9 protein-coding genes are annotated in these 14410 nt (G+C 67.3%); 3 read left to right on the top strand and 6 right to left on the bottom strand.

Translation table 11 applies throughout. The features are described from left to right. Positions 1–3: 3 nt before the first annotated feature. The 3 genes from VQ065_RS07870 to azoR1 are packed head-to-tail and all read right to left on the bottom strand — an operon-like array spanning position 4 to position 2176. The gene (locus VQ065_RS07870; protein WP_003085601.1) at positions 4–1167 is read right to left on the bottom strand and encodes an AAA family ATPase; all 1164 of its coding nucleotides are present in this window, start codon (positions 1165–1167) and stop codon (positions 4–6) included. Between the two features lie 55 nt (positions 1168–1222). Then, a complete protein-coding gene (locus tag VQ065_RS07865) occupies positions 1223–1528 on the bottom strand; it encodes a DMT family transporter (RefSeq protein WP_003085598.1) in 306 nt (101 codons plus the stop codon). A 9-nt stretch (positions 1529–1537) separates the two neighbouring features. Next, positions 1538–2176 carry an FMN-dependent NADH-azoreductase AzoR1 gene (gene azoR1, locus VQ065_RS07860; RefSeq protein WP_003085596.1) on the bottom strand — a complete coding sequence of 213 codons (639 nt, stop codon included), beginning with the start codon at positions 2174–2176 and terminating at the stop codon, positions 1538–1540. A 126-nt stretch (positions 2177–2302) separates the two neighbouring features. Here azoR1 and VQ065_RS07855 point away from each other — a divergent pair, with 126 nt between their 5' ends. Next, positions 2303–3232 (top strand): LysR substrate-binding domain-containing protein, encoded by a 930-nt coding sequence (locus VQ065_RS07855; protein WP_073660183.1) that lies wholly within the window; start codon positions 2303–2305, stop codon positions 3230–3232. Between the two features lie 144 nt (positions 3233–3376). Here the strand turns inward: VQ065_RS07855 and putP are convergent, their stop codons facing one another. Together putP and putA are read right to left on the bottom strand one after the other, a co-directional pair. Next, the gene (gene putP, locus VQ065_RS07850; protein ID WP_003085592.1) at positions 3377–4897 is read right to left on the bottom strand and encodes a sodium/proline symporter PutP; all 1521 of its coding nucleotides are present in this window, start codon (positions 4895–4897) and stop codon (positions 3377–3379) included. Positions 4898–5208: 311 nt separating this feature from the next. Then, positions 5209–8391, bottom strand: coding sequence for a bifunctional proline dehydrogenase/L-glutamate gamma-semialdehyde dehydrogenase PutA (gene putA / locus VQ065_RS07845; protein WP_003085590.1), 3183 nt, complete (start codon positions 8389–8391; stop codon positions 5209–5211). Positions 8392–8854: 463 nt separating this feature from the next. On the opposite strand from putA, the gene VQ065_RS07840 reads away from it, so the two are divergent. Then, complete coding sequence (locus VQ065_RS07840; protein WP_003085587.1) at positions 8855–10918, top strand: TonB-dependent receptor; 2064 nt, start codon at positions 8855–8857, stop codon at positions 10916–10918. Between the two features lie 121 nt (positions 10919–11039). On the opposite strand, the gene VQ065_RS07835 is transcribed toward VQ065_RS07840, so the two are convergent. Continuing rightward, the gene (locus VQ065_RS07835; protein WP_003085585.1) at positions 11040–11792 is read right to left on the bottom strand and encodes an AraC family transcriptional regulator; all 753 of its coding nucleotides are present in this window, start codon (positions 11790–11792) and stop codon (positions 11040–11042) included. A 190-nt stretch (positions 11793–11982) separates the two neighbouring features. Here VQ065_RS07835 and lon point away from each other — a divergent pair, with 190 nt between their 5' ends. Then, entirely contained in the window at positions 11983–14382 is a 2400-nt protein-coding gene (gene lon / locus VQ065_RS07830) for an endopeptidase La (protein WP_003085583.1), read from the top strand. The last annotated feature ends 28 nt before the right edge of the window (positions 14383–14410 follow it).

Genomic DNA, 14410 nt, shown 5'->3' with positions numbered 1-14410 from the left:
GGTTCAGCGCACCGGCCAGTACCAGGCCGGCCGGTCCAGCTCGCGCAGCCCCTGAATGCGGGTCTCGCCGAAGTCCTTCTCCAGCCCCAGCGAATGGCATTCCGGGTGTTCTTCGAGCGTCGCGACAAGCCGCGCGGCGTGCGACACCACCAGCACCTGGGAGTGCTGCGCGGCCTGGCCGACCAGGCGCCCGAGGGCCGGCAGCAGGTCGGGATGCAGGCTGGTTTCCGGTTCGTTGAGCACCAGCAGCGCCGGCGGCCGCGGCGACAACAGGGCGGCGATCCACAGCAGGTAGCGCAGGGTGCCGTCCGACAGCTCCGCGGTGCGCAGCGGCCGCAGCAGGCCGGGCTGCTCGATCAGCACTTCGAAGCGCCCTCCCGGGTTGTCGATGTACAGGCGGCTGCCGGGAAAGGCATCGTCCACCGCTTCGTCCAGCGCCGCCGCATCGCCGATCTCGCGGATGGTCTGCAGGGCCGCCGCCAGGTCGGCGCCGTCGGCGCCCAGCACCGGTGTATGGGTGCCGATCTGCGGACGCCGCGCCGGCGCCTCGGCGTCGCTGCGGAAATGGTCGTAGAAGCGCCAGGAGCGGATCCGCTCGCGCAGGCCGAGCAGTTCCGGCACCTGTCGCGGGTCCACCGCCGCGCCCAGCATACTGTCGAAGGTGGCGAGGTGCTGCGCCGCCACTTCCCAGCGACCGCCGCCGCCGCGTGCGCGCAACAACGGCCCGCGACGGTCGACCAGGACATTGGCCGGGCGCAGGAACGGGCCGGCCCAGATGCTTTCGCGCTTGATCACCGGGTCGAGACCGAACTTGCTCTGGCTTGGCTCCGGCAGGCCGAGGTCGATGCAATAACCGAAATCCTCCCCGGCGAAGCCCAGGCGCAGGTTCACCGACTGCCGGCGCACGCTGCCTTCAATCGGCTGGGCGCCACTGCGCATGGCCCGGCTGATGTCCTCCGGTCCCGCCCACAGGGTCGATGGCAGGCCGCCCTCGCGCGCCAGCGACGGGATCACTTCGCCGCGCGCGCTGTCCGCCAGCAGGCGCAAGGCCCGGTAGACGTTGGACTTGCCGGCGCCGTTGGCGCCGGTGATCAGGTTCAGGCGCCGCAGCGGCATCACCAGGTCGCGCAGGGTGCGGTAGTTGGACACCGCCAGGGTGGTCAGCATAGCTGCTCTCGAAGGAACGGAAACGCGGCCGATTGTAGGCCAAATGCCGCATCGCTTACTTGAGCCCGGCCACCCCGGCGACGATCAACCCGACAGAAATCAGCTTCACCGCCGTCAGGCTCTCGCCAAGCAGCAGGACGCCGAGGAACACCGTGCCCAGCGAACCGATCGCGGTCCAGATCGGATAGGCGACGCTGACCGGCAACTCGCGCAGCGCCAGGGTCAGGAAATAGATCCCGCCGATCGCCGCGACCACCGTCAGCAGCGATGGCCAGAGCCTGCCGAAGCCGTTGGAGAACTTCATGCCCATGGCGAAGGCGACCTCGAAGGCCGCCGCCACCAGCAGATGGAACCAGGCCATGGCGGCTCCTCAGGCCGACTGCGCCAGCGCCAGCAGGCGCTGTTCCGCCTCGGCGCAGGAGTCCTCGAAGGACCTGCCGCCGGATTCCTCGCCTTCCGCCGCGACCACCGTGACCTCGTCGATGCCGATGAAACCCAGCGCGGTGCGCAACCAGGGATCGGCGTGGTTCATCGCCTGGTTCTCGCCGCCCGGGCCGAAGCCATGGCCACCGCGACTGGTGACGATCAGCGCACGCTTGCCACGCAGCAGCGGCCGGTACTGGGCGACGCCATTGTCGAGGACGAAATCGAAGGTCACCCCGAGGCGCACGATCTGGTCGATCCAGGCCTTCAGGCCGCTGGGCACGCTGAAGTTGTACATCGGCGTGGAGATCACCAGCAGGTCGCTGTCGAACAGTTCGCCGACCAGTTGGTCGCTCAGCGCCAGGTCGGCCTGCATCGCCAGCGAACGCTGTTCCGGCTGGGGATGGAAGGCGGCGGCGACGAAGGCCTCGGTGACCGCCGGAAGCGGTACCCGGCCGACTTCGCGGCGAGCCACGCGGGCCTGCGGATGGGCTTCGCGATAGGCGGCCAGGAAAACCTCGGCGAGACGCCGGGACTGCGAGCGCTCGCCTCGCGGACTGGCATGCACTGCAAGAATTCTACTCATCTGTATCTCCTTGGATTCGGCTAGACTCGAATGACCTCAAGGCCCTTCGCCTGGAGCCAGAAATTATTGGCAGCGGGGGTTCCCGACAAATGAGCAATAGTTGTTCAGGGTGAATTCAGTTCACCCATGGAGATTCCCATGTTCGCTTCCCTGCCGCTGACCGCGTTGCGCACCTTCGAATCGGCGGCCCGCCAGTCGAGCTTCAAGGCCGCCGCCGAGGAGCTTGCGGTAACGCCAACCGCGGTTTCCCACCAGATCCGTTCGCTGGAAGCCTGGCTCGGCGTTCCGCTGTTCCAGCGCCTGCCACGGCAAGTGCGCCTGACCGACTGCGGCGAAAGGCTGTTCCGCAGCCTGCACGGGGCCCTGCTGGAAATTTCGCAGAGCGTCGACACGCTGCGTCCGCAGCGCAGCGGCGGCAACCTGACGGTCTCCACCACCCCGGCCTTCGCCGCCCTCTGGCTGGTGCCGCGTCTCGGCCGCTTCTACGCCGCGCACCCGCAGATCAACCTGCGCCTGGACACCAACTGCGAAGTCCTCGACCTGCACCAGGACGCCAGCATCGACCTGGTGATCCGCTACAGCCTCGACGACTACCCGAACTTCTACGGTCTCTGCCTGTTCGACGAATGCTTCGCGGTCTATGGCTCGCCGGCCCAGGTCGCCCTGGCCGGAGAACGGCAGCCGACCCTGATCAGCGTGCGCTGGCACAACTCCAGGCTCTACGCCCACGGCTGGGAGGCCTGGTGCGCGCAGGCCGGCGAAGACTGGATGGAGGGCCAGCCGGTGATCCGCCAGTACGACGAGGAGCACTATGCCCTGCAGGCGGCCATCGCCGGCCAGGGACTGGTGCTGGCCAGTTCGATCCTGGTTTCGGAAAGCGTCGCCAGCGGCCTGCTGCAACCCTACAGAGCGGATATCAGTGTCGACGGCGCCGGCTACAGCGCGCTATGCGTGCCCGGACGGGAACGTCATCCGCCGGTGAAGGCATTCTTCGAATGGCTGAGGCTGGAGGCACGACAGTCGGGGCACGCTTGCCGGCTGGAGCGGGACGCCTGAGCGGCGCGGCGGGACAGGAACAACGCGGCTGCCGTTATCCGTCCTGCGCGGCCAGGCGCAGCAGCCGCCGGAAAAAACGACGGCCCGCACCTTGCGGGGCGGGCCGTCTCCATGCGCGGGCGCTTCACGCGCCCACAGGCTCGATCAGCGCTGGGTTACCGGAGCGGCGGAACCCTGGTGCGCCTCGCGGTACTCCTGCTCCGCATCGTCGAAGCGCTTGAGCATGCTCGTCGAAGGCGCCTTGCCGAGCAGGCTGAAGACGACGATGGCGACGCTGGCGAAGAGGAAGCCGGGGATGATCTCGTACAGGCCGGTCCAGCCCAACAGGTTCTTCCACAGGATCACTGTCGCCGCGCCGACGATCATGCCGGCCAGCGCGCCGTTGCGGGTCATCCGCTTCCACAGCAGGGAGAACAGCACCAGCGGGCCGAAGGCGGCGCCGAAGCCGGCCCAGGCATAGGACACCAGGCCGAGCACACGGTTTTCCGGGTTGGCGGCCAGCCAGATGGCGATCACCGCCACCAGCAGCACCATGGCGCGACCGACCCAGACCAGTTCCAGCTGGCTGGCGCCCTTGCGCAGGAAGGCCTTGTAGAAGTCCTCGGTGAGCGCCGAGGAGCAGACCAGCAGCTGGCAGCTCAGGGTGCTCATGACCGCGGCGAGGATGGCGGACAGCAGCACGCCGGCGACCCACGGGTTGAACAGGATCTTGGCCAGCTCGATGAACACCCGCTCGGGGTTGTCGCTGACCGCGCCGGCCTGCTCCGGATGCGCCTGGAAGTAGGCGATGCCGAAGAAGCCCACGGCCACGGCGCCGCCGAGGCAGAGGATCATCCAGGTCATGGAGATGCGGCGCGCGGCCGGGATCGATTTCACCGAATCGGCGGCCATGAAGCGCGCCAGGATGTGCGGCTGGCCGAAGTAGCCCAGGCCCCAGGCCATCAGCGAGATCACGCCGATGAAGGAGGCGCCCTTGAGCATGTCGAAGCTGGTCGCGTCCTTCAGCTCGATGGCGGTGAAGGTCGGCTCGACGCCGCCGGTGGCGAGCATCACGATCACCGGGGTGAGGATCAGCGCGAAGATCATCAGCGAGGCCTGCACGGTGTCGGTCCAGCTCACCGCGAGGAAGCCGCCGATGAAGGTGTAGGCGATGGTCGCCGCGGCGCCGGCCCACAGCGCAGTCTCGTAGGAGAGGCCGAAGGTGCTCTCGAACAGGCGCGCACCGGCGACGATGCCGGAAGCGCAGTAGATGGTGAAGAACACCAGGATCACCAGGGCCGAGAAGATCCGCAGCAGGCGGCTGTTGTCCTCGAAGCGGTTGGTGAAGTAGTCGGGCAGGGTCAGCGCGTTGCCGTTGTGCTCGGTCTGCACCCGCAGGCGGCCGGCGACGAACAGCCAGTTGAGGTAGGCGCCGACGATCAGGCCGATGGCGATCCAGCTTTCGGACAGGCCGGACAGGTACACCGCGCCGGGCAGGCCCATCAGCAGCCAGCCGCTCATGTCGGAGGCGCCGGCGGACAGCGCCGTGACGAAGCTGCCGAGGCTGCGGCCGCCGAGGATGTAGTCGGAGAAGTTGTTGGTGGAGCGATATGCCGCCAGGCCGATCAGGACCATGGCCGCGATGTAGATCACGAAGGTGATCAGCGTGGGCGTATTGACACTCATAGGGACTCCCCTATTGCTTGTTTTTATCCGGGCCCTTGCGTGTGCAAGCAACGGGTAGCGGGCCCTTGGTTGGCAGAATGGCGCTTGTGGCGTCACTCCGTGAGCGCTTGCCGGAGCAAGCCGGAAACGTGGGTGGCCTCAAACGAGTCCGAACAGGCCCACGCCTCACGATCCCTCCCCTGTCGGGCAGGGAAAATCGTCCTTTATGGTCCGCTCCGGGCACGCACCGGAACGGCGGTCATTTCCCTCGGCGTCCGCCACGGCGAACCCCGGAAACCGACCCGGGCGCCAAGGCGCCCGGGAACGGAGTATCACTCGGCGTCGGCCAGCGACAGCAGCGACGCGTTGCCGCCCACCGCGGTGGTGTTCACCGACGTGGTGCGCTCGCTGACGAAACGCAGCAGGTAGTTCGGCCCGCCGGCCTTGGGACCGGTGCCGGACAGCCCGTGGCCGCCGAACGGTTGCACGCCTACCACCGCGCCGATCTGGTTGCGGTTGATGTAGAGGTTGCCGACCCGCGCCAGCTCTTCGATGCGGCGGGCGGTTTCCTCGTTGCGGCTATGGACCCCCATGGTCAGGCCGAAACCGGTGGCGTTGATCGCCTGCACGACCTTTTCCAGGTCCTGCGCGGCATAACGCACCACGTGCAGCACCGGGCCGAAGTTCTCTTTCTTCAGCTCGTCGATGCCGCTGATCTCGAACGCGACGGGAGCGACGAAGTGACCGTTCAGGTTGCCCGGCACCTTGGTCTCGGCGATCAGCTTGCCGGCGGCCTTCAGCGCGGCGATGTGCTGCTCCAGGCCGGCCTTGGCCTCGGCATCGATCACCGGGCCGACGTCGCTGACGCGCACGTCGGTCGGGCCGACCTTCAGCTCGGCCATGGCGCCCTTGAGCAACTCGATCACCCGCTCGGCGATGTCCTGCTGCACGTACATCACGCGCAGCGCGGAGCAGCGCTGGCCGGCGCTGGTGAACGCGGATTGTACCGCATCCTTGATCACCTGTTCCGGCAAAGCGGTGGAATCGACGATCATCGCGTTCTGCCCGCCGGTCTCGGCGATCAGGGTGGCGATGGCGCCGGGCTTCTCGGCCAGTTGGCGGTTGATGATGCGGGCGGTGTCGGTGGAGCCGGTGAAGGCCACCCCGGCGACCCGCGCGTCACGGCAGAACACGCCGCCGAGGGTGGCGCCGTCGCCCGGCAGCAGGGCGATAACGTCCTTCGGCAGGCCGGCTTCGAACATCAGTTCGACGGTGCGCGCGGCGATCAGGCTGGTCTGCTCGGCCGGCTTGGCCAGCACGGTGTTGCCGGCTACCAACGCGGCACTGATCTGGCCGAGGAAGATCGCCAGCGGGAAGTTCCACGGGCTGACGCAGGCGAAGATGCCGCGGCCTTCGTAGAACAGTTCGTTGCGCTCGCCGGTCGGGCCGCGCAATTCCTCGCGGACCAGGCGCTGGCGGGCCTGCTGGGCGTAGTAACGGCAGAAGTCGACCGCCTCGCGGATCTCGTCGATACCGTCCTGCAACGACTTGCCGGCTTCCAGGGTGCACAGCGCCATCAGCTCGCCGCGCTGGGCTTCCAGCAGGTCGGCGAGACGCTCGAGGATGCCGGCACGCTCGTCCACCGGGGTGGCGCTCCAGCGCGGCCAGGCCGCCTGCAACACGTCGAGGGCCTTGCCGGCCTGCTCGGCGGACGCGTACTGGACGCTGCCGACCAGCCTCTCCAGGTCGTACGGGCAACGCACTTCGTGGGCCGGGCCGGAAAGTTTCTCGCCGTTGACGATCGGCGCGGCTTGCCACTGGCGGGTCAGGTGCGGCTTGTAGGCGAGCTCCAGCTCGTTCCACTGGTTCTGGATGTTCATGTTGATGCCCTGGGAGTTTTTCCGCCCGGCGCCGAAGATCGCCTGGGGCAGAGGGATACGGTCGTTGGCCAGCGTCTTGAACTGGCGCAGTTGGGTAACCGGGTGCTGGATCAGCGTCTCCACCGGCACGCGCGGGTCCACCAGCTTGTGCACGAAGGAAGAGTTGGCGCCGTTCTCCAGCAGGCGGCGGACCAGGTACGGCAGCAGGTCCTTGTGCGCGCCGACCGGGGCGTAGATGCGCACGTTGCGGCGGTACTTCTCGATCACCGTGTCGTACAGCGCGTCGCCCATGCCGTGCAGGCGCTGGAACTCGAAGTCGCGCTCCTCGCCGCCGGCGGCCCTGGCTTCGTCGGCCAGGGCGAGGATGGCGGTCACGGTGTGGGCGTTGTGGCTGGCGAACTGCGGGTAGATCACCCCGCGGGTGTGCTCGCTGAGCAGGTAGCGGGCGCAGGCCAGGTAGGAAGTGTCGGTGCCTTCCTTGCGGGTGTAGACGGGGTAGCCATCGGCGCCCTGCACCTGGCACTGCTTGATCTCGCTGTCCCAGTAGGCACCCTTCACCAGGCGCAGCGGGATGCGTGCGCCAAGCTCGCGGCCGAGCAGGGTCAGCCATACCAGCACCGGCAGGCAGCGCTTGGAGTAGGCCTGGATGACCAGGCCGAACTCGCCCCAGCCGGCGATGGCCGGGTCGCGCATCAGCTTCTCGTAGAGTTCGAGGGACAGCTCCAGGCGATCGGCTTCCTCGGCGTCGATGGTGATGCCGACGTTCAGCTTGCGCGCGCGCACCGCCAGTTCCAGGACGTTGGCGAACAGCTCGCTGAGCACCCGCTCGCGCTGCGCCACTTCGTAGCGCGGATGCAGCGCCGAGAGCTTGATCGAGATCGACGGCCGCGGCCCCGGACCGACCTGCGGCTCGGCGCCGACGGTGTCGATGGCCTGGCGGTAGTCGGCCATGTATTTCTCGGCGTCGGCGGCGGTCAGCGCGGCCTCGCCGAGCATGTCGAAGGAATAGGTGTAGCCCTGCTCGCGGCATGGACGACCGTTCTTCAGCGCTTCGGAGATGGTCCGGCCAAGCACGAACTGCTTGCCCATCAGCTTCATCGCCTGATTCATCGCGGCGCGGATCACCGGTTCGCCGGAGCGCTGCACCAGCCGGCTGATGACGCTCGGGGCGCGGCCGTCGGTGCGTTCGTCGATGTTCACCACCTTGCCGGTCATCACCAGGCCCCAGGCGGCGAAATTGACCAGAACGTTGTCGCTCTGGCCGAGATGGCGCTGCCAGTCGGCGGCGGACAGCTTGTCGCGGATCAGCGCGTCGGCGGTCGCCGCGTCAGGCACACGCAACAGCGCCTCGGCCAGACACATCAGCATCAGGCCTTCCTGGGTGTCCAGGCTGTATTGGCGCAGGAGTGCGTCGAGGGTATCGACGGCGTTGTCCCGGCTGCGCACGGTTTCGATCAGTGCGCGGGCGTTGCGGCGGATAGCCTCGATGCCGTCGGGACCGGGGTCGGCGAGCTGCAGCAGTTCGCCCAGGTAGGCTTCCTCGTCGACCGCGTAGTTGGCGCTGATGACAGGGAAGAATTCGGCTGCGGACCGGGTCTGGTCCTCGCCCTGCAAGACGTGACTGGCTTTGAACATCACGCCCTCCTCTTGTGGAGCCATTGTTATTGAAAGAAGTCCGGCCAGGCGTCCATTGCCCGGGGCACCGCCGCCGACGGGTTGTGCCGGCGGCGCGGCACGTCCTGTGGCGCGGGAATACGGATCAGTATGGGTCAGGCCCATTCCGCCGGCGCGAGGCACCAGCGGATAGCGGAATGTAGTGGCTGCGAGAGGGGCGATTCTTGCGAAAGACTCTGGAGTTTTTGCGGAAAACTCCTGGCCGCGGAACTTTCCCGTTCCTCTTCGCCGGCAGGCATGCGGACATTGCCGCTGCTCGTCGGCACGACGCCATGCAGAGTGGCTACGCGGGTCTATCGACACAAAAAGAAATAATATAACATCCCAATAAATACGCCGACCCGACCCCGTCGCCCCTCCTCCGGGAAGGGCCTGGGTTCGCTTTGGCCTGAAAAAAGTCCGACCCATGACCATGGAGCCCGCAATGTCCTCTTCCGGCCTTTTCCCTTCCCGTCCGCTCTGGCCTCTCACGCCACTGGCGCTGGCCTGCCTGATCGTTTCGGGGGAAACGCTCGGCGCCGACGGCCGCCCCAGCGAATTGCCCTCCCAGGTGATCACCGCCAACCCGCTGGGCAACGAATCTCCCGCCACGCCCAGCAGCGTGCTCGAAGGCGACGAGCTGACCCTGCGTCAGAAAGGCAGCCTCGGCGAAACCCTCAACGGCCTGCCCGGGGTGTCCTCCACCTACTTCGGACCGGGCGCCAGCCGACCGGTGATCCGCGGCATGGACGGCGACCGCATCCGCCTGCTGCGCAACGGCGTCGGCGCGCTCGACGCCTCGTCGCTGTCCTACGACCACGCGGTGCCGGAAGACCCCAACAGCGTCGAGCGCCTGGAAGTGGTACGCGGCCCGGCCGCCCTGCTCTACGGCGGCAATGCCATCGGCGGGGTGGTGAACAGCTTCGACAACCGCATCCCCAGCGAACCCGTCGACGGCATCCACGGCAGCGGCGAACTGCGCTACGGCGGCGCCGACACCACCCGTAGCCGCTCCGGCGCACTGGAGGCCGGCGACGGCAACTTCGCCCTGCACGTAGACGCCGCCAGCCGCGAGTTCAACGACGTCAGGATTCCCGGCTACGCCCATTCCAGCCGCCAGCGGCAGATCGACGGCGACACCGGCAAGCATCGGGTGCAGAACAGCGACGGCCGCCAGGACGGCGGCGCCGTCGGTGGCTCCTATCACTGGGAGCACGGTTACGCCGGCCTCTCCTACAGCGGCTACGACAGCAACTATGGCTCGCCGGCCGAGGACGACGTGCGCCTGAAGATGCAGCAGGACCGCTACGCCTTCGCCTCCGAGATCCGCGACCTCGAAGGCCCGTTCACCTCGCTGAAGCTGGACGCCGCCTATACCAAGTACGAGCACAAGGAAATCGAGGACGGCGAGACCGGCACCACCTTCAAGAACGAAGGCTACGAAGGCCGCATCGAGGCCCGCCACCGCCCGCTCGGCCCGCTGAACGGGGTGGTCGGCGCGCAGTTCGCCAACAGCCGCTTCTCCGCCCTCGGCGAGGAAGCCTTCGTGCCGCACACGGAAACCGACAGCGCCGCGCTGTTCGCCCTGGAGGAATGGAAGCTCAGCGACCGCCTCGACCTCAGCTTCGGCGCCCGCCTGGAGCACACCCGCGTGGACCCCGACGCCAAGGGCAACGAGCGCTTCGCCGAGAACGACGGTTCACAGAGCTTCACCACCGGCAGCCTGTCCACCGGCGCGGTGTACAAGCTGACGCCGATCTGGTCGCTGGCCGCCACCCTCAGCTACACCGAGCGCGCACCGACCTTCTACGAGCTGTACGCCAACGGTCCGCACGCCGCCACCGGCACCTACGAGGTAGGCGATGCCGACGCGGACAAGGAAAAGGCGGTCTCCACCGACCTCGCCCTGCGCTTCGACAACGGCGTGCACAAGGGCAGCGTTGGGGTGTTCTACAGCCGCTTCTCCAACTACATCGGCCTGCTCGCCAGCGGTCGCCATCGCAACGAGGAAGGCGAAGTGGTCGCCGCCAGCGATGACGAGGCGCTGCCGGAATACCTCTACAGCGGCGTTCGCGCGGACTTCTACGGCGTCGAGGCGCAGGACCGCATCCACCTGCTGGAAAGCCCGTACGGCAACTTCGACCTGGAACTCTCCGGGGACTACACCCGCGCCAAGAACAAGGACACCGGCGAACCGCTGCCACGCATCGCCCCGCTGCGCCTGAACACCGCGCTGATCTGGGAGTTGCAGCAGTGGCAGGCGCGGGTCGACGTCGAACACGCCGCCTCGCAGCACCGCGTGCCGGAGGAAGAACTCTCCACCGACGGCTACACCACCCTCGGCGCCAGCCTCGGCTACAACTTCGACCTCGGCGAGAGCCGCTGGCTGGCCTTCGTCAAGGGCACCAACCTGACCAACCAGACCGTGCGCTACGCCAGTTCGATCCTGCGCGACCGGGTGCCGGCGGCGGGACGCGGCATCGAGGCGGGGGTGAAGGTGGCGTTCTGAGACAGGCCGTGCGGGACGAATTCGCTCGGCGGATGACGTCCGCGCCGTTATCCGTATATGGACTCCTGCCGGTAGGGCGAATAACCGCCTGCGGTTATCCGCCGAAGGTGGCGGACGGCGCTCAGCCCTTGCGCAGCGACTTCGGCGTCAGCCCCAGGTAGCGGCGCATCGCCGTGGTCAGCGCGCTCTGGCTGGAGAAGCCGCATTCCTCGGCGATCCGCACCAGGGGCAGGCGGCTTTCCCTCAGCAACCGCGCGGCGCAGTCGAGGCGGACCTTGAGCAGGTACTGGTGTGGGGTCAGGCCGACGCTGTCCTTGAACTGCGCATGGAAATGGCTCGGGCTGAGACAGGCGACCTGGGCCAGTTCGGCGACCGTGATGCGTCGCGCCAGGTTCCGCACGATATGCGCGTCCAGGCGCTCCAGGTCGAGCGGCCCGCTGGCCGCCAGGGGCTGCTGCTCGCCGAACAGGCGCAGGTGCAGGGCGCGGATCAGCACTCCGCCGAGGGCACGGGTCAGCAACGGGTCGCTGCCGTAGCGGGCCAGTTCGGCGCCGGCGTAGCTGAGCAGGTTCTGGAAGTCGGCGTCCAGGGTCGGGTAGCGCGGCGCCTCGAACAGGCGCGCGAGCAGGTCGGGGTCTTCCGGGGTCGGGTTGTCCTCGCCCAGGTCGATGATCAGCATGCGGTTGTCGCCCACCCCGGCGAACACGTGGCCCGCCTCGCCCGGCACCAGGCAGGCGCGCATCCGGCAGACTTCCCCGCCACAGCCGTTGACCTCGAATTCGGCGCGCCCGGCCAGCGACATCACCAGTTGGTGATGCTCGTGGGCGTGGGTGTGCGACTGGTCGGGCAGACGGATGAGGCGGGTGTCGAACATGAACGGCAACTGCTCAATTTTTGCGCACTCTACTCGACTTGCCCGACGCTGCCCAGCACCTTGCCGCAAGTGGTACCCGCGTACCGCGTACTGCGTGGAAACCTTCGGCAACATCCTTGAACGGACAGGGATTGAAACCCGCCCCCGGGGCCCCATCTAGACTCTCATGTTTCAGTCAGTCAGGTGCCTCATGAGCGACCAGGACGTTAATCCCGAACACATCAGCGACGCGCAGCCCGCCGGCACCGGCCTGGTGCTGCCCGGCCAGACCCTGCCGACCACCCTCTACGTGATCCCGATCCACAATCGCCCGTTCTTCCCGGCGCAGGTGCTGCCGGTGATCGTCAACGAAGAACCCTGGGCGGAAACCCTCGAACTGGTGGCCAAGACCGACCACCATTCGCTGGCCCTGTTCTTCATGGACAATCCTCCGGAAGACCCGCGCCACTTCGACGTCAACAGCCTGCCCGAGCACGGCACGCTGGTCCGGGTGCACCATGCCTCGCGCGAGGGCGGCAAGCTGCAGTTCGTCGCCCAGGGCCTGTCGCGGGTGCGTATCCGGGGCTGGATCAAGCGCCATCGTCCGCCGTTCATGGTGGAGGTGGACTATCCGAAGACCCCGATCGATCCCAGTGACGAAGTGAAGGCCTACGGCATGGCCCTGATCAACGCGATCAAGGAGCTGCTGCCGCTCAACCCGCTGTACAGCGAGGAACTGAAGAACTACCTGAACCGCTTCAGTCCCAACGACCCGTCGCCACTCACCGACTTCGCCGCGGCCCTGACCACCGCGCCCGGCGGCGAACTGCAGGAAGTGCTGGACACCGTGCCGATCCTCAAGCGGATGGAGAAGGTCTTGCCGCTGCTGCGCAAGGAGGTGGAAGTCGCGCGCCTGCAGAAGGAGCTGTCCGCCGAGGTCAACCGCAAGATCGGCGAACACCAGCGCGAATTCTTCCTCAAGGAACAGTTGAAGATCATCCAGCAGGAGCTGGGCATCACCAAGGACGACAAGAGCGCCGACGCCGACGAATTCCGCGCCCGCCTGGAAGGCAAGGTGCTGCCCGAGCAGGCGCGCAAGCGTATCGACGAAGAGCTGAACAAGCTGTCGATCCTCGAGAGCGGCTCGCCCGAGTACGCCGTCACCCGCAACTACCTGGACTGGGCCACAGCCCTGCCCTGGGGCGTGTACGGCAAGGACAAGCTCGACCTCAAGCATGCGCGCAAGGTCCTCGACAAGCATCACGCGGGCCTCGACGACATCAAGGATCGCATCCTCGAATTCCTCGCCGTGGGTAGTTTCAAGGGCGAGATCGCCGGTTCCATCGTGCTCCTGGTCGGCCCGCCGGGGGTGGGCAAGACCAGCATCGGCAAATCCATCGCCGAGAGCCTCGGCCGGCCGTTCTACCGTTTCAGCGTCGGCGGCATGCGCGACGAGGCGGAGATCAAGGGCCACCGCCGCACCTACATCGGCGCCCTGCCCGGCAAGCTGGTGCAGGCGTTGAAGGAAGTCGAGGTGATGAACCCGGTGATCATGCTCGACGAAATCGACAAGCTCGGCGCCAGCTACCAGGGCGACCCGGCCTCGGCGCTGCTGGAAACCCTCGACCCGGAGCAGAACGTCGAATTCCTCGACCACTACCTGGACCTGCGCCTGGACCTGTCCAAGGTGCTGTTCGTCTGCACCGCCAACACCCTCGACTCGATCCCCGGACCGCTCCTCGACCGGATGGAAGTGATCCGCCTGTCCGGCTACATCTCCGAGGAAAAACTGGCCATCGCCAAGCGTCACCTGTGGCCCAAGCAGTTGGAAAAGGCCGGCGTGCCCAAGGGCCGCCTGAGCATCAGCGATGCCGCGCTGCGTGCGGTGATCGAGGGCTATGCGCGGGAAGCCGGGGTGCGCCAGTTGGAGAAACAGCTCGGCAAGCTGGTGCGCAAGTCGGTGGTCAAGCTGCTGGAGGATCCCGAGTCGAAGGTGAAGATCGGTCCCAGGGACCTCGAGGACTACCTCGGCATGCCGGTGTTCCGCAGCGAGCAGGTGCTTTCCGGGATCGGCGTGATCACCGGGCTGGCCTGGACCAGCATGGGCGGCGCCACCCTGCCGATCGAGGCGACCCGCATCCACACGCTGAACCGTGGCTTCAAGCTCACCGGCCAGCTCGGCGACGTGATGAAGGAATCCGCCGAGATCGCCTATAGCTACATCGGCTCGCACCTGAAGAAGTATGGCGGCGACCCGACCTTCTTCGACCAGGCCTTCGTCCACCTGCACGTGCCGGAAGGCGCCACGCCCAAGGATGGCCCCAGCGCCGGCGTCACCATGGCCAGCGCCCTGCTCTCCCTGGCGCGCAACCAGGTGCCGAAGAAAGGCGTGGCGATGACCGGCGAACTGACCCTGACCGGCCAGGTCCTGCCCATCGGCGGGGTCCGCGAGAAGGTGATCGCCGCGCGCCGGCAGAAGATCTTCGAGCTGATCCTGCCGGAAGCCAACCGCGGCCACTTCGAAGAGTTGCCCGACTATCTCAAGGAAGGGCTGACCGTGCATTTCGCCAAGCGCTACGGCGACGTGGCCAAGGTGCTGTTCCCGGCCTGAGCCGGCGGCGGATGGCCGACCGGTTCGG

Origin of the sequence: Pseudomonas sp. KBN10P06128, assembly GCF_037574945.1 — a bacterium.
Taxonomy (GTDB): Bacteria; Pseudomonadota; Gammaproteobacteria; order Pseudomonadales; family Pseudomonadaceae; genus Pseudomonas; species Pseudomonas aeruginosa.
Note: the sequence above shows the minus strand (reverse complement) of the source record. Positions and strands in the feature narration are given on the sequence as shown.

Bases quoted from the DNA above. Each gene is read 5' to 3' on its own strand.
- VQ065_RS07870 (WP_003085601.1), bottom strand. From the start codon at position 1,167: ATGCTGACCACCCTGGCGGTGTCCAACTACCGCACCCTGCGCGACCTG.
- VQ065_RS07865 (WP_003085598.1), bottom strand. From the start codon at position 1,528: ATGGCCTGGTTCCATCTGCTGGTGGCGGCGGCCTTCGAGGTCGCCTTC.
- azoR1 (WP_003085596.1), bottom strand. From the start codon at position 2,176: ATGAGTAGAATTCTTGCAGTGCATGCCAGTCCGCGAGGCGAGCGCTCG.
- VQ065_RS07855 (WP_073660183.1), top strand. From the start codon at position 2,303: ATGGAGATTCCCATGTTCGCTTCCCTGCCGCTGACCGCGTTGCGCACC.
- putP (WP_003085592.1), bottom strand. From the start codon at position 4,897: ATGAGTGTCAATACGCCCACGCTGATCACCTTCGTGATCTACATCGCG.
- putA (WP_003085590.1), bottom strand. From the start codon at position 8,391: ATGTTCAAAGCCAGTCACGTCTTGCAGGGCGAGGACCAGACCCGGTCC.
- VQ065_RS07840 (WP_003085587.1), top strand. From the start codon at position 8,855: ATGTCCTCTTCCGGCCTTTTCCCTTCCCGTCCGCTCTGGCCTCTCACG.
- VQ065_RS07835 (WP_003085585.1), bottom strand. From the start codon at position 11,792: ATGTTCGACACCCGCCTCATCCGTCTGCCCGACCAGTCGCACACCCAC.
- lon (WP_003085583.1), top strand. From the start codon at position 11,983: ATGAGCGACCAGGACGTTAATCCCGAACACATCAGCGACGCGCAGCCC.